18 protein-coding genes and 1 riboswitch are annotated in these 18,355 nt (G+C 46.1%); of the genes, 16 read left to right on the top strand and 2 right to left on the bottom strand.

The window, feature by feature from the left end; translation table 11 throughout:
* Positions 1–2: 2 nt before the first annotated feature.
* Positions 3–803: an undecaprenyl-diphosphate phosphatase gene (locus tag EYS13_RS06045; RefSeq protein ID WP_423055326.1), complete on the bottom strand. Its 801-nt coding sequence runs from the start codon at positions 801–803 to the stop codon at positions 3–5.
* Between the two features lie 194 nt (positions 804–997).
* Here EYS13_RS06045 and EYS13_RS06040 point away from each other — a divergent pair, with 194 nt between their 5' ends.
* The 12 genes from EYS13_RS06040 to yfcE all read left to right on the top strand — a co-directional run bounded on the left by EYS13_RS06040 (position 998) and on the right by yfcE (position 12,854).
* Complete coding sequence (locus tag EYS13_RS06040) at positions 998–2,338, top strand: TrkH family potassium uptake protein (RefSeq protein ID WP_227766936.1); 1,341 nt, start codon at positions 998–1,000, stop codon at positions 2,336–2,338.
* A gap of 77 nt (positions 2,339–2,415) precedes the next feature.
* Positions 2,416–3,477 carry a dual-specificity RNA methyltransferase RlmN gene (rlmN, locus tag EYS13_RS06035; protein WP_227766934.1) on the top strand — a complete coding sequence of 354 codons (1,062 nt, stop codon included), beginning with the start codon at positions 2,416–2,418 and terminating at the stop codon, positions 3,475–3,477.
* Between the two features lies 1 nt (position 3,478).
* Positions 3,479–4,237 (top strand): FHA domain-containing protein, encoded by a 759-nt coding sequence (locus EYS13_RS06030; protein ID WP_227766932.1) that lies wholly within the window; start codon positions 3,479–3,481, stop codon positions 4,235–4,237.
* A gap of 7 nt (positions 4,238–4,244) precedes the next feature.
* Positions 4,245–4,697: an FHA domain-containing protein gene (locus EYS13_RS06025; RefSeq protein ID WP_227767817.1), complete on the top strand. Its 453-nt coding sequence runs from the start codon at positions 4,245–4,247 to the stop codon at positions 4,695–4,697.
* The gene (locus tag EYS13_RS06020) at positions 4,678–5,385 is read left to right on the top strand and encodes a Stp1/IreP family PP2C-type Ser/Thr phosphatase (protein ID WP_227766930.1); all 708 of its coding nucleotides are present in this window, start codon (positions 4,678–4,680) and stop codon (positions 5,383–5,385) included. The genes EYS13_RS06025 and EYS13_RS06020 overlap by 20 nt, the downstream gene beginning before the upstream one ends.
* Positions 5,386–5,398: 13 nt before the next feature.
* A complete protein-coding gene (locus EYS13_RS06015) occupies positions 5,399–6,667 on the top strand; it encodes an FtsW/RodA/SpoVE family cell cycle protein (protein ID WP_227766927.1) in 1,269 nt (422 codons plus the stop codon).
* Complete coding sequence (locus tag EYS13_RS06010; RefSeq protein WP_227766925.1) at positions 6,664–8,058, top strand: peptidoglycan D,D-transpeptidase FtsI family protein; 1,395 nt, start codon at positions 6,664–6,666, stop codon at positions 8,056–8,058. Before EYS13_RS06015 ends, EYS13_RS06010 begins: the two co-directional genes overlap by 4 nt.
* Before the next feature lie 4 nt (positions 8,059–8,062).
* On the top strand, positions 8,063–9,895 hold the full coding sequence (pknB, locus tag EYS13_RS06005; protein WP_227766922.1) for a Stk1 family PASTA domain-containing Ser/Thr kinase: 1,833 nt from the start codon (positions 8,063–8,065) through the stop codon (positions 9,893–9,895).
* A gap of 18 nt (positions 9,896–9,913) precedes the next feature.
* Complete coding sequence (gene rsgA / locus EYS13_RS06000) at positions 9,914–10,795, top strand: ribosome small subunit-dependent GTPase A (RefSeq protein ID WP_227766920.1); 882 nt, start codon at positions 9,914–9,916, stop codon at positions 10,793–10,795.
* Between the two features lie 2 nt (positions 10,796–10,797).
* Positions 10,798–11,457, top strand: coding sequence for a ribulose-phosphate 3-epimerase (gene rpe, locus EYS13_RS05995; RefSeq protein WP_277998261.1), 660 nt, complete (start codon positions 10,798–10,800; stop codon positions 11,455–11,457).
* A 58-nt stretch (positions 11,458–11,515) separates the two neighbouring features.
* Positions 11,516–11,631: riboswitch (FMN riboswitch) on the top strand.
* Between the two features lie 92 nt (positions 11,632–11,723).
* The gene (locus EYS13_RS05990; RefSeq protein WP_227766918.1) at positions 11,724–12,299 is read left to right on the top strand and encodes an ECF transporter S component; all 576 of its coding nucleotides are present in this window, start codon (positions 11,724–11,726) and stop codon (positions 12,297–12,299) included.
* A 3-nt stretch (positions 12,300–12,302) separates the two neighbouring features.
* Positions 12,303–12,854 carry a phosphodiesterase gene (gene yfcE / locus EYS13_RS05985; protein WP_227766916.1) on the top strand — a complete coding sequence of 184 codons (552 nt, stop codon included), beginning with the start codon at positions 12,303–12,305 and terminating at the stop codon, positions 12,852–12,854.
* Between the two features lie 217 nt (positions 12,855–13,071).
* On the opposite strand, the gene rpmB is transcribed toward yfcE, so the two are convergent.
* Positions 13,072–13,260, bottom strand: a complete 189-nt coding sequence (rpmB, locus tag EYS13_RS05980; protein ID WP_227766914.1) for a 50S ribosomal protein L28 — start codon at positions 13,258–13,260, stop codon at positions 13,072–13,074.
* Between the two features lie 213 nt (positions 13,261–13,473).
* On the opposite strand from rpmB, the gene EYS13_RS05975 reads away from it, so the two are divergent.
* From EYS13_RS05975 to recG, 4 genes are all read left to right on the top strand, one after another.
* Positions 13,474–13,671 carry a DUF1858 domain-containing protein gene (locus EYS13_RS05975; protein ID WP_227766913.1) on the top strand — a complete coding sequence of 66 codons (198 nt, stop codon included), beginning with the start codon at positions 13,474–13,476 and terminating at the stop codon, positions 13,669–13,671.
* Between the two features lie 178 nt (positions 13,672–13,849).
* Positions 13,850–14,206 (top strand): Asp23/Gls24 family envelope stress response protein, encoded by a 357-nt coding sequence (locus EYS13_RS05970; RefSeq protein WP_227766910.1) that lies wholly within the window; start codon positions 13,850–13,852, stop codon positions 14,204–14,206.
* A gap of 14 nt (positions 14,207–14,220) precedes the next feature.
* Entirely contained in the window at positions 14,221–15,876 is a 1,656-nt protein-coding gene (locus EYS13_RS05965) for a DAK2 domain-containing protein (RefSeq protein WP_227766908.1), read from the top strand.
* Between the two features lie 10 nt (positions 15,877–15,886).
* Positions 15,887–18,244 (top strand): ATP-dependent DNA helicase RecG, encoded by a 2,358-nt coding sequence (gene recG, locus EYS13_RS05960; RefSeq protein ID WP_227766906.1) that lies wholly within the window; start codon positions 15,887–15,889, stop codon positions 18,242–18,244.
* Positions 18,245–18,355: the final 111 nt, after the last annotated feature.

The raw sequence follows: 18,355 nt of genomic DNA, 5'->3' as shown, positions 1-18,355 counted from the left end.
GTTTAAAACAAGGGTGGGAAGAACAAATTAAAAAACAACTGATCTACTAATACTAAAGCTCCCAAAAGAAAAACATAATAGCTAAAGATCTTTAAAGTACCCTTTTCCAATATTTTTAGCATAAACTTGATGGCCACATAGCCGGCCAGTGCAGCGGCAAATGCGCCAACAAGCAGGGGCCAGAGTGCATTCCCGGTTAAGCCGGCGGTGAATAGGTCTTTGCCCTCAAGTACGGTGGCTCCTAAAATAGCGGGGATAGAAAGCAAAAAGGAAAAACGGGCGGCAAATTTCCGGTCAAGGCCCCTGAACAAGGCCCCGGCGATAGTAAGCCCCGAACGGGAAATTGCCGGCAAAATAGCCACGCCTTGCATGGTCCCGATAAAAGCTGCATCAAAAACTGAAGTTTCCTTTAAAACCTTTGAACCGCTGCGCAAACTTTCAGCCAGCCATAAAGTCACTCCGGTGATAAAGAATTCTATCCCTAAGCTTTGCCCAGTATGAAAAACTTGTTCAAAAAAGTTACCAAAAGCAAGGCCGATCAGCGCAGTGGGTATTGTCCCCACAACTAGCAACACAGAGAGCTTATCAAAAGGTTTTTTAACGATAGCAATAAGATCCGACCAAAAGAAAATTATAACTGCAATGAGGGTGCCGAAATGAACTATCACGTCAAAAGCCAATGAAGCTTCTTGTATTTTAAACAACCGTTGCAAAAGCACAAGATGGCCCGAGCTGCTGATGGGCAGGAATTCGGTTAATCCCTGAACGAAACCTAAAATTAAAGCTTGAAATATAGACAAGATTGTCGCTCCTTTACTTTTGTAGTTTAAGTGAAATATAACCCTCATACTATATTAGGTTTTTCGCGGTGCAAAATCAACCCAAGCTTTTTCGCTCCGGCAAATTTTCTTTCTTTTTTAAAATTTACTCTAGTATTTTCGATTTTTTGCAGTAGAATATATTTGTTTAAATTTTGAGAGTTGCCAAGGAGGATCTTATGAACCAGAGGAAGTTGTCTCCACCGCAGATTCTTGTTTTAGGTTTTGCTGGTGTAATATTACTGGGCAGCATACTGTTATCGCTGCCGATAGCTTCCGCAAACGGACAGCCGACCCCCTTTTTAGATGCGCTTTTTACGGCAACTTCGGCTGTTTGCGTTACCGGATTAGTTGTGGTAGATACCGGTATCCATTGGTCGTTTTTTGGCCAGATAGTAATTTTGTCCCTGATTCAAATCGGAGGCTTGGGTTTTATGACAGTGGCTACTTTGTTTGCTTTGCTGTTAGGACGCAAGATCGGGTTGCGGGAAAGACTATTATTGCAGGAAGCGCTGAATAAAGTTTCAGTCCAAGGGGTAGTGCGTTTAACCCGCAATGTTTTATTGACGACCCTTATAATCGAAGGGGTTGCAGCAGCTATTCTCGCTTTACGGTGGATACCGCAGTTCGGGTTAAAGCAGGGCGTGTGGTTTGGCATTTTTCATGCTGTCTCAGGTTTTAATAATGCAGGTTTTGACTTGTTTGGTCAGGTATATGGCCCTTTTACCAGCATTACACATTATGTGGCTGATCCGGTGGTCACTCTTACCATCTCATTCCTGATTATTTTAGGAGGGTTGGGTTTTGGCGTAATTACGGATGTAATTGAAGAAAAGCGTTTTTCCCAATTTGTTCTACATACTAAATTGGTTTTAGTCACTACAGCTGTTTTAATACTGGGCGGCACGTTAGTCCTTTATGTTTTGGAGTTTGCTAACCCGAAAACCTTGCAGCCTTTAAGCATACAGGGGAAAATCCTGGCTGCCTATTTCCAGGCTGTTACTCCCAGGACTGCCGGCTATAATTCTATAAATATTGCCGATATGACCAAAGCCTCCCAGTTTTTGATTATTCTCCTGATGTTTATCGGGGCCTCTCCGGGTTCTACAGGAGGTGGCATTAAAACTACTACTTTTGCTTCTATCATGTTGGGAGTTTGGGCAGTAATTACCGGCCAGGAACAGGCTGGCACTTTTGAACGGCGCCTGCCCAAGGAGCAGGTTATAAAAGCTATGTCTATAGCCTTTATCGCTTTTTTACTTGTAACTGTAGTAACTATGATTTTGTCAATAACAGAGAGCGCAGACTTTTTAACAATTATTTTTGAGACAACTTCTGCCTTTGGCACGGTAGGTCTGACAATGGGCTTAACTCCCAACCTGACTGCTGTCGGAAGGATACTCATTATCCTAACTATGTTTGCCGGTCGGGTAGGGCCGCTTACCTTGGCTTTCGCCATAGCCTTAAAAGCCCAAAAAAGCGCTTTTAAATATCCTGAGGAAAAAATACTTATTGGCTGAGCTAGACGCTGCTATGTCTGGTATATATTGGTTGACTTTTGCTGTATACTAGAATAGAAAGCAAACGGAGGCGCTGCATGGTCCAGATTGATCTTCAAGGAATGAGTATGGAGGAATATTGTCTTCTCTTCGAAGACTTGGGTGAGCAAAAGTTCAGGGCTAAACAATTGTTTCAATGGGTGTACCAAAAAGGGGCAACTGATTTTGTCCAGATGAGCAATCTTTCTAAAGGATTGAGGCAAAAATTATCCCAGGCAGTCGCCATAACTTCCTTGAAAATTCAACGCAAGTTGGTATCACAGCAGGATGATACAGTCAAATTTTTGTTAAGCTTGCCTGATGGAGAAACAGTTGAAACGGTCCGCATGTCTTATACCGGGCGAGAAAGCCGTGACCGCCATACGGTCTGTGTTTCTTCGCAAGTAGGTTGTGCTATGGGATGTGTTTTTTGCGCTACTGGTTTGTCCGGTTGGAAGAGGAATTTGACTACAGGGGAAATAGTGGGTCAGGTTTTAACCGTGCAAAGGGATTTACGGGTAAATTTGCCTGAGGCCAAAGTTACCAATGTAGTTTTTATGGGCATGGGGGAACCTCTTCTCAATTATGAAAATGTGCTTAAAGCGATTCGAATTCTGAACGAGCCAGCGGGTTTAAATATTGGCTTGCGCCGTATCACCCTTTCCACCTGCGGTGTGGTCCCGCAAATCAAAAAACTGGCTCAAGAAAGATTGCCCATTGTGCTGGCTGTTTCTTTGCATGCTCCTACCGATGAGTTGCGCAATGAATTGCTCCCAATCAATAAGAAATACCCACTGCAAGAACTTATGGAAGCATGTGCTTATTACATTGAACTTACCGGGCGAAGGATTACTTTTGAATACGCTTTAATTGCCGGGAAAAACGATAGCCGCGCTCATGCCAGGGCATTAGCAAAACTGTTAAAAGGGATGCTTGCCAATGTCAATTTGATTCCTTTAAACAGTGTTGCGGAGACCGGTTTAGTGCGTTCTGGCGAGAGCAGGATTAAAACCTTTGCAAAAGAATTGGAAGATGCCGGGATAGAAGCTGCCATCAGAGAAGAAAAAGGCGGCGATATCGAGGCGGCCTGTGGGCAGCTACGGCGTAGAGGGGTAAAGTAAAATGTCTTTTTTAAGAGTTGTTGAGGATTTTTTGGAGCAATGGGTTGAAGGATGGTTTGGCCGACGATTTAAAGGCCCGCTGCAGCCCCAGGAAGTTGCCCGGAAGGCTGTGAAGGCAATGCTTAAAAATCAAAAGGCCAGTATCAATAAAATTTACGTGCCTAATTTTTATGAAATTGCTTTGAGCCAAGATGATTGGAATCAGTTTGCAGCCATTCAAGAAGCTTTTAGCGCGGAAGTGGGGGAAGTTCTTGTTGCCAAGGCCAGAGAGCGGAACCTTACTTTGTTGGGTAAACCACAGGTCCGGTTCCGGGTAGATTCAAGCATTCCTCAAGGTACGATCCAGATCAAACAGCAATTTGTAGAACCGCCAAAGGAGGAAAAAGCGGAACAGGAAAAGCTGCAAGAGCAAATTGAGGATACTTTAACTTTTAATAAACAGGAGTTACTGGCCAGAACTGTTGTTAAAGGGGGGTGGCTCCTCAGGGTTATCCGTGGTCCCGACGAGGGCAAATGTTTTAGGCTGGAAAAAGGAAAGTATATCCTGGGTAGGAATCAAGAAAATGATATTGTGCTTAATGACAGCAATATTTCCAGAATTCATGCCCAAATTGAATATGCGGGCGGCTGTTATTTCTTGAATGATTTAGGCAGCACCAACGGCACTTTTCTTAACGGTCGCAGGATAAATAAAGGACGGCTTCATCCCGGGGACAAGATTGTTGTGGGCCGGACCGAATTGCAGTTTGAGGAGGGGTAAGCATTTGGTGGAATTAATACTGGCATTGCTGCGCTATGCTTTCCTCGTGCTTCTCTATCTTTTTATCTTTGCTGTTTTTCGGGCTGTGGTTGAAGATTTATCCAGGATCAAATTGGCCGGACGGAATATGTCTAACAGCTACAAACTTGTAGTCCGTGAGTCGGGAGAATCGTCAAATTTGCAACCAGGGGACATTTTTCCTTTAGGAGATCAGGTGGTGTTAGGCCGGTATGCCGATAGTGATATTGCCATCGGGGATCCACATATTTCCGCTCGGCATGCTGCGCTTCGTCAAGAAAATGGTTTCTTGGTCCTGCAGGATTTGGGCAGTACCAACGGAACATTTTTAAACGGCAAGCGAATTAAAGGCAACAAGCGTTTACAACCCGGCGATTTATTGCGCCTGGGGGATGTGACTTTTGAAGTAATGGGGTGGGAGAATGAGAGCGGCAGCACGTAGTGAGGCAGGTTTAGTACGAAAAAGCAATGAGGATTTTTTTCTCTGTGATCCGGCTAAAGGACTGTATATTGTAGCCGATGGAATGGGAGGGCACTTAGCGGGGGAAGTGGCCAGCCAAATGGCTATCAAAGTAATTGCCGATTACTTGGACGGAGCGGGAACAGATCATCTTTCAGCCCTAAAGGAGGCAGTGACTCACGCCAATGCGCGGATTTATTCTGACTCCCAGGATGATCTTTCCCGCCAAGGCATGGGAACTACTCTGACTTCGGCTTGGATTGTGGGCAGCAAATTGTATTTAGCCCACGTAGGTGACAGCCGGGCTTATTTAATCAGAAAAGGGTCTATAAATTTGCTCACCTGCGATCATTCTTATGTTGGCGAACTCCTACGCAATGGCGGTTTGACGGAAGAAGAGGCGCAGCACCACCCCCGGCGCAATGTGCTGATGCGTGCCGTAGGAGCAGATTCCGAGGTAGACATTGATTTAATCGAAGTAAATTTGGAGCCAGGGGATCACTTACTCCTGTGCACTGATGGCCTTTTCAACCTTATACCGGGAGAGGAACTCTTGGAAATTATTTTGCGGGAAAGCACATTGGAGGAAGCTGTCAATTGTATGGTCGATCTGGCATACAGCCGGGGGGCAGGCGATAACCTTACAGTGATTTTAGTTCAGTATCCATAAAAGGTGATGCAAGATGAAAATCTTTAGTCGCCGGCAAGAAGCCATGCTGCTGTTTTTTGTGGCTTTGGTGGTAGGCTGTGGGGCGCTCTTTTTTTACTTGACTACCCCGGAGGCGGGTCAAGGAATTATTTACGCCGCAGGGGGACTTATCCTACTGCTATTTTTACTGCACATTTTGCTGATTTGGTTTAACTCTGACGCAGATCAACTGCTCTTACCCCTGGCAGCAATGCTTACGGTTTTGGGTTTGCTTGGTATATACCGGGTTGATCCTATGCTCGCGGCGCGGCAGTGGTTATGGCTGATGCTTGGTTTAGCCATGCTGGGGATGGTTGTTTGTTTCTTCAAGGATTACCGTGTTTTAGAAGATTATAAATACGTGTTTATGGTGCTGGCTATTATCTTTTTAGGAATCACAGTGCTACTTGGTACCACAGTAGGCGGTGCCAGGGCATGGTTGGATTTTGGGTTTTTGCGCTTTCAGCCGGCCGAAGTAGTAAAGCTCTTGGTAATCTTTTTTTTAGCCGGCTACCTGCAGGAAACAAAGGAGATTCTGACAGCAAGGAAAAGCTATGGCTTTGTTGCTTTGCCGGAGCCCCGTTCCATGGCACCGCTGGTTTTAATGGCGGTTATATCCTTAGGGCTTTTAGTGTTGCAAAAAGACTTGGGTGCAGCGTTAATCTTTTTCGGTATTTTTCTAATTATGTTATATACCAGCACCGGCAGATTTTCCTTTTTGCTCAGTGGGCTGGTGTTTTTCGCCTTGGGAGCTATAGCTGCTTATATTCTCTTTGGTCATTTTCGCTTGAGGGTTTCGGTTTGGTTAAATCCCTGGTCAAAAATCGATACGGCGGGGTATCAGATCACCCAATCCCTCTTTGCGTTAGCTAGCGGCGGCTTTTTCGGGACCGGATTCGGACTGGGTCAGCCCCAGGTTATCCCAGCTGCAGCAACCGATTTAATTTTTGCTGTTCTGACTGAAGAACTGGGCATGGTAGGGGGAATTGGGATTATAACTATATATATGCTGCTCAGTTACCGTGGTTTTCGCGCCGCACTGCTGGCTAAAGACGACTTTGGGATGCTTTTGGCTACTGGGTTGACTGCCCTGCTTGCCTTGCAGAGCTTTGTAATCTTAAGCGGTGTAATGAAACTGCTGCCTTTAACAGGGGTTACGCTGCCTTTTGCCAGTTATGGCGGAAGCTCCCTGCTGATCAGTTTTATTTTATTGGGATTGGTGATGAATGTTGGGGCATCTGGCCATAAGGGGGCCGAGAGGTGAGACAACAGATCAGGAAGGTAGCTATGTTCTTTCTCTTAAGCTTTGTCCTCTTAATGGTTTATTTAACTTATATCGTCCAGGTTCAAGGTGAGATGCTGGCAACCCATTCCAAAAACCGGAGAGTTTGGAAAGTGGAAGAACAGACAGTCAGGGGAGGAATTTTTGCCCGCAATGGAGAAACACTAGCAAAAACAGCAGCGGATATACCTGGGAACAGGAGTTACCCGTTAAAGGACGCTGCTTCCCATTTAGTCGGCTATTCTTCTCCCCGTTATGGCAAAGCCGGGTTGGAAGACCGATACGATAATTACCTGTTGGGAATAACAGGATTCCAAAAATATGTAAACTTTTACCGCCGATTAGCGGGAAAGCCGGCTGCAGGGTATGATATTTACCTGACTATTGAGACTGGATTACAGAAGGAGGCTTTCAGGCTGCTCCGGGGAAGAAGGGGAGCAGTGGTGGCTTTAGAACCGCAGACAGGTGCGGTGTTGGCGTTAGCCAGTTCGCCCGGCTTTGATCCTAACAGGCTGAATGAATTGTGGCCCGGTTTAACGCAGGATGAAAACAGCCCGCTGTTGAACAGGGCCGTGCAGGGGCGCTACCCGCCGGGGTCGGCTATTAAGATAGCGGTCGCGGCAGGAGCCTTAGCCAGGGACGCCGGTTATTGGGATAAGATCTTTGAAAACCCCGGTTATATTGAAGTTAACGGCAGGCGTATTCGCGACAGCATTGCTACCAACCCCCAAGTCAGCCTTTTGGAAGGACTGGCTTTGTCCTCCAATGTTGTCTTCGCAAGGTTGGCATTGGAATTAGGGGCAAAAGACCTTTACCGAATTTTTCAGGACTTCTACTTTAACCGGGATATCCCCTTTGACTTAGCTGTGCAAAAGGGCAAAGTGGCCAATCCGGAGGAATTAACACCAAATGCTTTGGCCGAAATCGGCATAGGACAGGGCAAAATTTTGGTAACACCGCTGCAAATGGCCATGATCACAGCTGCTATTGCCAATCAGGGCACGATGATGGCGCCGTACCTGTTGGAGCGGGTTACAACTTCAGCCGGAACAGTAGTTAAACGCAGCAAGCCGGAAGTGTTGGCCAAACCAATTGGTCCACAAGAGGCAAAATTGGTTGCAGAAGGAATGGTGGCGGTTGTAGACTGGGGTACGGGTACTAAAGCAACCATACCCGGGATTAAAGTGGCGGGGAAAACCGGTTCGGCCCAAAACCCGCAGGGTATAAGTCATGCTTGGTTTGTAGGTTTTGCGCCGGCTGACAATCCTAAAATAGCTGTGGCAATTATTTTGGAAAATGAAGGTGCCGGGGGAGACCAGGCAGCACCTATTGCGCGCAATTTGTTTGAGTTAGCACTGGGAATAAAGAGGTGAGTATATGATCGGGAAAACACTGGGCAACCGCTACGAAATTGCGGAGAAAATCGGCGGGGGCGGAATGGCCGTAGTGTATAAAGGCAAAGATAAACTCTTAAATCGCGCGGTTACCATCAAGGTTTTACGCGAGCAATTTGTAAGCGAGGAGGACTTTATTAAGCGCTTCCGGCGTGAAGCCCAGGCGGTAGCCAGTTTATCCCATCCCAATATAGTCAGTATTTACGATGTAGGACATGAAGAGGATTTTCATTACCTTGTAATGGAATATGTGGAAGGGCAAAATTTAAAGGAAATCATTCAAAAGCGGGCGCCCGTGGAGCCGTTGGAAGCAATTGATTATTTAATTCAGATTATGGATGCCCTGGAACATGCCCATGATAACAAGGTAGTACACAGGGATATCAAACCGCACAATATCCTGGTAACCAAGGGCGGCAAGGTCAAGGTCACTGATTTTGGCATAGCGCAAGCAATATCTTCAGCTACTGTCACATATACAGGTACCATGGTTGGTTCGGTGCAGTATATTTCCCCGGAACAGGCTAAAGGGGAGGTTACCGGCGTTCAGGCGGATATTTACTCCGCTGGAGTAGTGCTCTATGAACTTTTGACCGGTCGGCTGCCTTTTGAAGGCGATACAGCCATTGGGATTGCCTTAAAGCATATTCAGTCTGATTTTGTTCCGCCAAGTGAACTGGTTACGGGAATACCTCCGGCATTGGAACGCATAGTTCTCAAAGCCATGGCCAAAGAGCCGGAAATGCGTTACCAGTCTGCACGGGAAATGAGGGCGGCGCTGGAGAAAGTTAGGTTTTCCCTTGCAGGGGAATTGCCTACCCAAGTGCTTCCTGCCATAGAAGATGCCCCAGGCACGAAAAAGTCCAAGTCCGGCAAAAAGAGGCCCAAGCCTGTTTTTTGGTTTTTGCTGCCCGTTTTTCTGCTAGTAGCCTTGGCGGGTTTTTGGCTGGGCATGGAACGTTTCTTTGAGGTAGGGGAGTCGGAAGTGCCAAACGTAGTGGGGAAATCCCTGGCTGATGCAGAAGCGATCCTAAGTCAAGCTAAGCTGAAATACCAAGTCGAGGAGAAGGTCTATCATCCCAGCTTGCCTGCAGGTTACGTGGTCAAACAGTCCCCCGAAGCAGGTAAACCGGTTAAAAGAACACGGCCTGTAATTTTAGTTCTTAGCCTGGGGCCGGAATTAAAGCCCGTACCGGGTGTGCTGGGCGAGCCCGAAAGAACGGCCCGGATTACACTTACGAACGCCGGGTTTAACGTGGCTGAGCAGGTGGAGGAAGTTTATGATGAGGAAATTGAGGCTGGACGCGTGGTGGCGCAAAACCCTGAACCTGAGGTTAAAAAACCTTTGGGCACGGAAGTTACCTTGACAGTCAGCCTTGGACCTGAGCCGAAAAATATACCTATGCCTAAACTAGTGGGTGAAAGGCTGGAGGATGCCCGCCGGATACTGGAAGAAAACCGCTTGGAATTAGGGAATGTTACCAACGAGATCAGCTACGAATTTTTCAGTGGCCAGGTTATGTGGCAAAGCGTTCCGGAAGGACAAAATATTTTGCAGGGGCAGAAAGTTGATGTAAAAGTGAGCAAAGGCCCGGGCTTAGCTCCGGAAACGCGCAATGTGGAGATACTTGTAGCTGATGATGGCAAAGAGCATCATATCCAGGTGATAGTTTCCGATGTGACAGGTACCCACGAAGAATATAACGCCTGGCATAATCCCGGTGATTTTGTCATCGTCCCGATAGAATTTTACGGTAAGGGGATTCTTAAAGTTTTACAAGACGATAAAGAAATTCATAGAGAAGCAGTGCCATAGAGCAAGGGGGATGAAGGTTTGCTGCTTGAAGGCATAATTTTACGGGGTTACAGCGGTTTTTATTATGTTTGGGCTGAGGACGTCACTTACGAATGTTCCCTACGGGGTCGTTACCGTCTAAAAATGCAGGATTTTTTGCCCGGAGACAGAGTAAAAATTTTACTGGTTGAAGGGCAAAATAAAGGAGTAATTGAAGAAGTGCTGCCCAGGCAGACTGAACTTGTGCGCCCACCCGTAGCCAACGTCACCCAGGTTGTAATTGTGATGGCTTTACAGAGCCCTGACCCGGATTTGGTTTTATTGGACAGGCTTTTAATTTTAGCTCAAGAAGCAGGGATTCGCCCGGTAATTAGCTTTAACAAACTGGATCTGGCTCCGGAGGAAGTTGTAGCAGATTTAAACAACCTGTATACCGGGTTAGGTTATAAAGTTATTTTAACCAGCGCTAAAAAGGGAATAGGCATTATAGAATTAAAGCAGGAATTGCAGGGGGAAGTTACTGTATTTGCAGGGCCTTCCGGGGCTGGCAAATCGAGCTTGCTAAATGCCGTACAGCCTGGACTGCAATTAAAGACGGGCGAAGTAGGGGAGAAGAGCCGGCGCGGTAAACATACCACCCGGCATGTGGCGCTTATGCCCATGGAAAACGGCGGCTTTGTTGCTGATGCACCGGGCTTTAGCCGCCTGTACTTGCCGGAATTAAAACGGGAAGAACTTGCTTTTTATTTTCCTGACTTTGCCTGCTTCCGGAATATGTGTAAGTTTAATACATGTTTGCATCACAGCGAACCTCAGTGCGCCGTCAGGGCGGCATTGGATAAAGGTTTAATTGACCCCAGGCGGTATGAGCATTATATAGCTTTTTTACAAGAAGTAATTGCTAAAGAGAGGAGTTTTTAACCGTGATTCGGCTTGCACCGTCGCTTTTGGCTGCCGACTTTAGCTCTTTAGGCACAGAGGTTTCTAAGGCCGAGCAGGCAGGGGTGGAACTGTTGCATCTTGATATTATGGATGGTCATTTTGTGCCTAACATTACTTTCGGTCCGGACTTGGTCAAAGTCTTGCGCTCGAAAAGCAAGCTGCTTTTTGATGTGCATTTGATGATCGCCGAACCCGATCGCTATATCCCCGCTTTCGCCAGAGCAGGAGCGGATTTTATCTCCGTGCATGTGGAAACATGCCTGCATTTGCACCGGACCTTACAAAATATTCGGGAGCAGGGCGTGAAAGCAGCTGTGGCTTTAAATCCGGCAACGCCTCTTTCCACAATCGAATACGTTTTATCTGAAGTGGAAATGGTGTTGCTGATGACAGTTAACCCCGGTTTCGGCGGTCAGCAGTTTATTAAAGCCGTGCTGCCCAAAATTGCGGAATTGCGTAAAATCATTGACAGCAAAGGTTTATCCGTAGATATCGAGGTTGACGGAGGAATTAATGCGGAAACCGCACCTCTGGCTGTCCAGGCTGGAGCTAATATTCTGGTGGCGGGTTCTGCTATTTTCGGTCAGCCGGATGTGTCTCTGGCCGCTAAGACACTGCGGGACAGCATAGCTGGCATTTAGCAATTTGCTACTTGACTTAGGAAAAGTCCCAGTGCTAAAATATGCTTGAATTTAATAGGTGATCCTTCGGGGAGAGGTGTAATTCCTTACCGGCGGTTAAAGCCCGCGAGCCAAATGGTTGATCCGGTGTAATTCCGGAGCCGACAGTTAAAGTCTGGATGGGAGAAGGTGATGAGAAGATGCAGTTTGCTTGTATTGAACTACCCGTTGGATTACCGGCGGGTTTTTTAATTTTTCTTTATCCTAATATATCAGAGGTGAAAGCTGTGTCAACAAAAAAGCTAGTACGCGTGTCATTGCTTGCTCTTATCGGCTTTCTGCTAATGTTTAGCATTGAATTTCCTTTGCCGTTTTTTCCGCCGTATTTAAAATACGATCCCAGTGAAGTTCCAGGATTAATTGCGGCTTTTGCCTGGGGTCCCTGGACCGGTGTGTTGGTGGAATTTTTGAAGACATTTTTGTTTTTTGTTTCCGGTAAATCGACTGCAGGTATTATTGGGGTGGGGGCCGCTTTCATAGCCGGAGGAAGTTTTGTGCTGGTGGCTGGTTCCATCTACGAACGAATGAAAACTAAAACGGGAGCCGTTGTTTCACTGCTGGCCGGTTCGCTGGCGATGACTTTGGTTATGACAGTGGCTAACTACTTTGTGCTCCTGCCGCTGTGGGGCGTACCGTCCAATGAAGTGCTGCCGTTAATAACTTCGGCTATTATACCTTTTAACCTGGTTAAAGCGCTTTTTAGTTCGTTAGCTACATTTGTAATTTACAAAAGGGTACACTATTGGTTGGAAGTACCGGTAGCCCGTTTAGCCAAACATAAGGAAAAGGAACAGGAGTTGTAAACTATGAAAGTCGGTATAATCAGCGATACCCATGGTGTCGTATTGCCTTGGAAACGGGTATTGGGTCAAATTTTCCGTGATGTGGAAGTTATTCTACATGCAGGCGATGTGCTCTATCACGGTCCCCGTAATCCGGTCTTGGAAGGGTATGCTCCCCAGGAGCTGGCGATAGCGCTGAATGAGTGTCCCGTGCCAGTGCTGATTGCCAGGGGAAATTGCGATGCCGAAGTGGATCAGATGTTGTTAAACATACCCCTCGCAGCCCCTTATCTTTTTACGGTGTTGAATGGTAAGAGAGTATTGGTACATCATGGTCATTCCCTGCAAAATGATGAAATGGAAGAGCTTACCCGGCGTTGGGACATTGACCTATGTATTTCCGGTCATACTCATGTTGCCGCGATTGAAAAAAAGAATGGCACTGTTTATTTCAATCCCGGCAGTTGCTCATTGCCCAAAGGCGCAGGTGTACCCAGCGTGGGTCTCTGGGACAACGACAGGCTGCTGCTTATCTGTAGCGATACCGGCAGGGTTTTGGACGAACATCCTTTGTAATAGTATAAACTAAAAGACTTGGGCGATGTATTTAACTCCCAAGTCTTTTTATGTTGTTGCTGAATATGCTATATTACGTTAAAGATTTACGCTTTTTACTACTTGGTTAGAGCGTTCCTTGAATGGGTAACCTACAAGCAATATAGCTTTAAGTTGCGCAAGCCTTTGGCTGGCCTGCAAGCAAATCGCCAAGTGTTCCCGGTTTGTCAGAAACTTGTTAAATTGCGCGCTCTACTTTGCCGGAACGCAAGCAACGGGTACAAACAACAATTCTTTTCGGGCTACCGTCAACTATGGCTTTTACCTTTTGCAGGTTGGGAGACCATGTCCTTTTTGTTTTAATGTTGGAGTGGCTGGCCTGGTTTCCCGTAACTACTCCTTTGCCACAAATATTGCACTTAGCCATTTTTCCACCTCCTTATAAAAAGCCAAAGGCTATTAATCCTAAATCAAAACCTTTACTAATTTTAGCAAAAAGCAAAATCTTTAGCAAGAAATTTTAAAAAAGGGAAAAAAGTTTCCGGCATAGCAGGGATTAAAACAGTTTATGTTGAATTTAAGCGAAAATAGGCATATACTTTTTATCTAAGCTGCAAAATTTAATAACGGGGGGTTAGCGATGATTAGCAAGGAAATGTCGCTCCTTGAACTGCTACAGGCCTATCCCCAGTCCAGGGAAATTTTGGAAAAGCATGGTATGGCGTGCCTCCGCTGCATGGGTGCTGCTGACGAAACGATTGAAAACGGCGCCCGTATGCATGGCATCAATGTAGAGGCATTACTGGCCGATTTAAACAAATTAGTGCAAAAGAACTGATTTTACCATGCAGGGATGAGTCCCTGCTTTTTTGGCAAATCAGGCAGTAGATCGACTTTCCGACTTGTATAAGGGTACACTAGAAAAGCAACAGTTTTTCCTCCTGTTTAAAGTTGCTGCAAAGTTTGTTTTGTTGTCTTTATCCGATCATTAACCCGTAGAGAGGAGGCATAATGGTTTGGCTAACACTTTAGAAACCCAGTATGGTAAAGTTTCGATTTCCAAGGAAGTAATAGCAACTCTTGCAGGGTACGCTGCTGCAGAGTGCTATGGGCTGGTGGGCATGGCTTCCCAGAAATTACAAGACGGGTTATTTGAACTTCTAGGCAGAGAAGCGACGGGAAAAGGTATCCAGGTTAACATAGTAGATAACCGGGTAAGCATTGATGTCTATATTGTGGTGGGGTACGGCACTAAAATCAATGAGGTAGCCCATAACGTTATGGAAAAAGTGCATTATACCGTACAAAGGCTAACGGGTATACCCATTGAAAAGGTAAATATAATTGTACAAGGGGTCAAAGTTATAGATTGAGGAGGTTTCTGGGATTGCAATATAAGTATCTGGACGCCCTCCGGCTGCAGAAAATGTTTTTGGCCGGGTCACAAAACCTGGCAGCCAATAAAGATATAGTTGATGCCTTAAATGTTTTCCCCGTGCCCGATGGCGACACGGGGACTAATATGAGTTTGACTCTTTTGGCAGCTGTACGGGAAGTTGAAAGAATTCAGAATCTAAACATCAAATCTTTGTCGCAGGCTATGGCTACCGGGGCGCTGATGGGAGCAAGGGGCAATTCGGGCGTAATTTTGTCCCAACTTTTCCGGGGATTCAGTCAGGTATTGGAAGGAACTGAACAGGTAGATTCCAAAGCATTGGCTGCCGCTGCTCAAAGTGCAGTTGAGGTAGCCTACAAAGCAGTGATCAAGCCGGTGGAAGGGACAATTCTGACTGTGGCTAAAGCCGCTGCGAAAGGAGCAAAAGAAGCAGCCTCTGCCGGTGGCGATTGTGCCAAGGTAATCTCTGAAGCCCTCAGGTTTGCACAAGCAGCTTTGGAGAGAACACCGCAAATGCTTCCCGCCTTGGCCCAGGCAGGTGTAGTTGATGCAGGCGGGAAAGGTTTATGCTTGATCATTGAGGGAGCTTTAAACGGTCTGCTGGATGAAAATCTAGCTTCCCCGGATTTAGCGGGCGATACTTTGATTACTCTGCCAGGAAAAATTGAAAAAAAAGCTGTTTTCGAGGCCGAAGTCAAGGAATTGGCATTCCGCTATTGCACTGAACTTATTATTAAAGGGAACGGTTTATCCCAGGAGTTAATTCGCCGGGCATTGGAGGGCTGGGGTGACAGTCTGCTGGTTGTTGGAAACGATAATATTACCAAAATCCACATTCATACCAACAACCCCGGCAAAGTCTTGGAATATGCGGTAAGCTTGGGTACTTTACATGATATCAAGATTGACAATATGGAGGAACAGCATCAGGAAAAGCTGCTGCATGGGGACGAGATACCATTAAATGCTGAGGAGATTAAACCATCTAAAGCTGCCGGTATCGTCGCAGTGAGTGTCGGACAGGGTTTAATCGATATTTTAAAAAGCTTAGGCGCTGATGTAGTTGTCTCTGGGGGACAAACTATGAACCCCAGCACGGAAGACCTGGTGGCGGGAATCAAAGAGGTCAACGCCAAGCAGGTGTATGTTTTGCCCAATAATAAGAACATTATACTTGCTGCGGAACAAGCCGCCGAATTGCTGGAAGACATAGAGGTTGTTGTCATTCCCAGCAAAACCTTTCCCCAGGGAATGGCTGCGTTACTTGCTTTTGACCCGGAAGGAACTAAAGAAGATAACCAGGCTAAAATGAATGCTGCGCTGCAAAATGTGCGCTCCGGCGAACTTACATACGCGGTAAGGGATTCCCAATACAACGGCTGGGAAATCCGTGCAGGGGAATTCTTGGGAATGTCGGAAGGCAACTTGGTGGCGAAAGGCGATAGCCTCATCGAGGTAGCCAGGGAATTGATCAGTGAGATGGCAAAAGAAGGGGGAGAACTCTTAAGCCTATTTTACGGCAGCGAAGTTGAACCAAAAGAAGCTGAATTTTTGCGAGCAGAACTCGCCAAGGATTATCCCGAGTTGGAAATAGAAATTCATTCAGGCGGACAGCCATTATATTATTATATTATTGCTTTAGAGTAGGTGTTGCTCCATGGCAGAAATCCGGGAGGCAATCGAGAACCTTAAACAGCTCCTGCAACGGGAAGAACGCCTGGGCTACACAAATGCAGCCTGCTTCGGCGGATTTAGCTCCCATTTTCTTTCCTGCTTGGCAGAACTTGAAAATTTTAGCCTGGATAAAGCCGATGCTTTGGTTATCTTAAAATATTTAGCTGCTTTAATATCCGAATACCCGAAACTGCTCATGCCTGAAAGAAGGGAAACGTTACATAAAATTTCAGCGGCACTGGATTCTCTAAGTCAACTGGGCGGAGAGGCCGGTGCCTTAGTTTGTACAAACAAAAAAGCTAAAACACCACCGCTGCCGGTAGGTAAAATCGGGCCGCAGGCAGCGGTTCATGCTCTTAAACAGGTTGGGCCTAATCGCGCAAAGATTTTAGCCCGTCTAGGCATCAAGACTCTCGGTGAGTTAATTTATCATTTCCCCCGGAGATACGAAGACCGCAGCAAAATAAAAAAAATAGCCGAACTCCAGCCCGGTGAAATTGAAACTTTTTGCGGCAGCGTGTTAAATGTTGAGGAACTAAAGCCCCGCCGCCGGCTTACTATTATCAAGGCAACAATTGGCGATGCTACCGGACAAGCCCAGGCAGTCTGGTTTAACCAGCCCTATTTAAAAAGGCAGCTTTCCAAAGGAGTCAATGTTCTTGTAACTGGCAAGGTTGAAAGGAAATTTTTTCAGAGTGAAGTGGCAGTTCATGATTTTGAGGTTTTAGATGGATCCGATTTAATCCATGCGGGAAGGATTGTTCCCGTATACCCTGCCACTGAACGTTTGCCTCAAAAAACAATTCGGCAAATTATTTACCGGGCCCTGGAGGACTATCTGGCAGTTTTCCCTGAACAACTGCCCGTGGAACTACTTGAAAAATACAAATTTCTTTCCCGTTCTGAGGCTTTAAGAGCCATTCATTTCCCACCTGACTGGAAAACCTTAAACGAGGCCAGGAGAAGGTTGGTTTACGAGGAACTGTTTTTTTTACAGTTAAAACTCATAGCCAATAAAAAAGTTGTGGAACAAAAAAAACCGGGGATAGCCCATCAGGGTCCCAACCCCAGGGTTGAAGAGTTTTGTCGCCGGTTACCTTATCCGTTGACAGGGGCCCAAAAAAAAGTAATTAATGAGATATTGCTGGATATGGAAAGCAGCCAACCAATGTCCAGGTTAGTGCAAGGTGATGTGGGGTCCGGCAAGACAGTAGTAGCGATGGTGGCGCTTTTAAAGGCAGTGGATTCCGGTTTTCAAGGGGCGCTCATGGCCCCTACGGAGATTTTGGCGGAGCAGCATTATCTCAACTTGCGCCAGTTGCTTACGCCCTTAGATGTGCGCGTTGCTTTGCTGACCGGCAGTCTTCCCAAAAAGGCAAAAGAGGAATTACTAACTCGGATTGCAGCAGGTCAGGTGGACATAGTAGTAGGTACTCATGCTTTACTTCAAGAAAATGTAAGATTTAAAACTCTCAGTCTAGCTGTTACCGATGAGCAACACCGGTTTGGAGTGATGCAGCGCTCCGTGCTCCAGGAAAAAGGTTTGAATCCCGATGTTCTAGTGATGACGGCAACCCCAATACCCCGGACATTAGCCTTAACCCTTTACGGAGATTTGGACTTATCAGTAATCGATGAACTGCCCCCTGGCCGAAAGCCGGTATTGACCAGGTATATACCTGAAAGCAAACGAAATGATGCCTATCTTTTTATCAAAGAAGAAATCGAGAGAGGAAGGCAAGCATACATAGTTTGCCCCTTGGTGGATGAGTCGGAAGCCATAGAAGCAGAAGCGGCCACTAAGTTAGCTGCTTATTTGCAGGAAAAAATTTTCCCGGAATACAGAGTCGGCTTGTTGCACGGAAGAATGTCCAGTCAGGAAAAAGAAGACGTAATGAACGACTTCCGGGACAACAGCATCAAAATCCTGGTGGCAACAACGGTAATCGAAGTCGGGGTGAATGTGCCCAACGCTACAATTATGCTGATTGAAGGGGTGGAAAGATTTGGGCTGGCTCAATTACACCAGCTGCGCGGAAGAATTGGCAGGGGTGAACATAAATCTTACTGCTTTTTAATGGGCAATTTAAAAAGCGATGAAGCTAAAGCCAGGGTGAAAATTTTAGTTTCTTGCAGCGATGGCTTTGTGATTGCTGAAGAAGATTTAAATTTAAGAGGTCCCGGTGAATTTTTTGGTACCAGACAACACGGGCTGCCGGAGCTAAAAATAGCTGACCTGATAAAAGACGCCCCCATTTTGGAACGAGCACGGCAAGATGCCTTTACAATGCTGAAAAAATATCCGACACTTGTTAATCAAAGCCAGACTTTACGCATTTAAAGTTTGGCTTTGTTGCATAATACGGGTGGAACTAAGGTTTTTCTCACTCACAAAGCTTGGCGAAACTATATTTTTGTGCATATTTAACCACATAAAATCTCATAATACATA

Source organism: Zhaonella formicivorans (assembly GCF_004353525.1).
Classification (GTDB): Bacteria; Bacillota; DUOV01; order DUOV01; family Zhaonellaceae; genus Zhaonella; species Zhaonella formicivorans.
This window is presented reverse-complemented; position numbering and strand designations above follow the sequence as displayed.

Bases quoted from the DNA above. Each gene is read 5' to 3' on its own strand.
- EYS13_RS06040 (WP_227766936.1), top strand. From the start codon at position 998: ATGAACCAGAGGAAGTTGTCTCCACCGCAGATTCTTGTTTTAGGTTTT.
- rlmN (WP_227766934.1), top strand. From the start codon at position 2,416: ATGGTCCAGATTGATCTTCAAGGAATGAGTATGGAGGAATATTGTCTT.
- EYS13_RS06030 (WP_227766932.1), top strand. From the start codon at position 3,479: ATGTCTTTTTTAAGAGTTGTTGAGGATTTTTTGGAGCAATGGGTTGAA.
- EYS13_RS06020 (WP_227766930.1), top strand. From the start codon at position 4,678: ATGAGAGCGGCAGCACGTAGTGAGGCAGGTTTAGTACGAAAAAGCAAT.
- EYS13_RS06015 (WP_227766927.1), top strand. From the start codon at position 5,399: ATGAAAATCTTTAGTCGCCGGCAAGAAGCCATGCTGCTGTTTTTTGTG.
- pknB (WP_227766922.1), top strand. From the start codon at position 8,063: ATGATCGGGAAAACACTGGGCAACCGCTACGAAATTGCGGAGAAAATC.
- yfcE (WP_227766916.1), top strand. From the start codon at position 12,303: ATGAAAGTCGGTATAATCAGCGATACCCATGGTGTCGTATTGCCTTGG.
- rpmB (WP_227766914.1), bottom strand. From the start codon at position 13,260: ATGGCTAAGTGCAATATTTGTGGCAAAGGAGTAGTTACGGGAAACCAG.
- EYS13_RS05975 (WP_227766913.1), top strand. From the start codon at position 13,474: ATGATTAGCAAGGAAATGTCGCTCCTTGAACTGCTACAGGCCTATCCC.
- recG (WP_227766906.1), top strand. From the start codon at position 15,887: ATGGCAGAAATCCGGGAGGCAATCGAGAACCTTAAACAGCTCCTGCAA.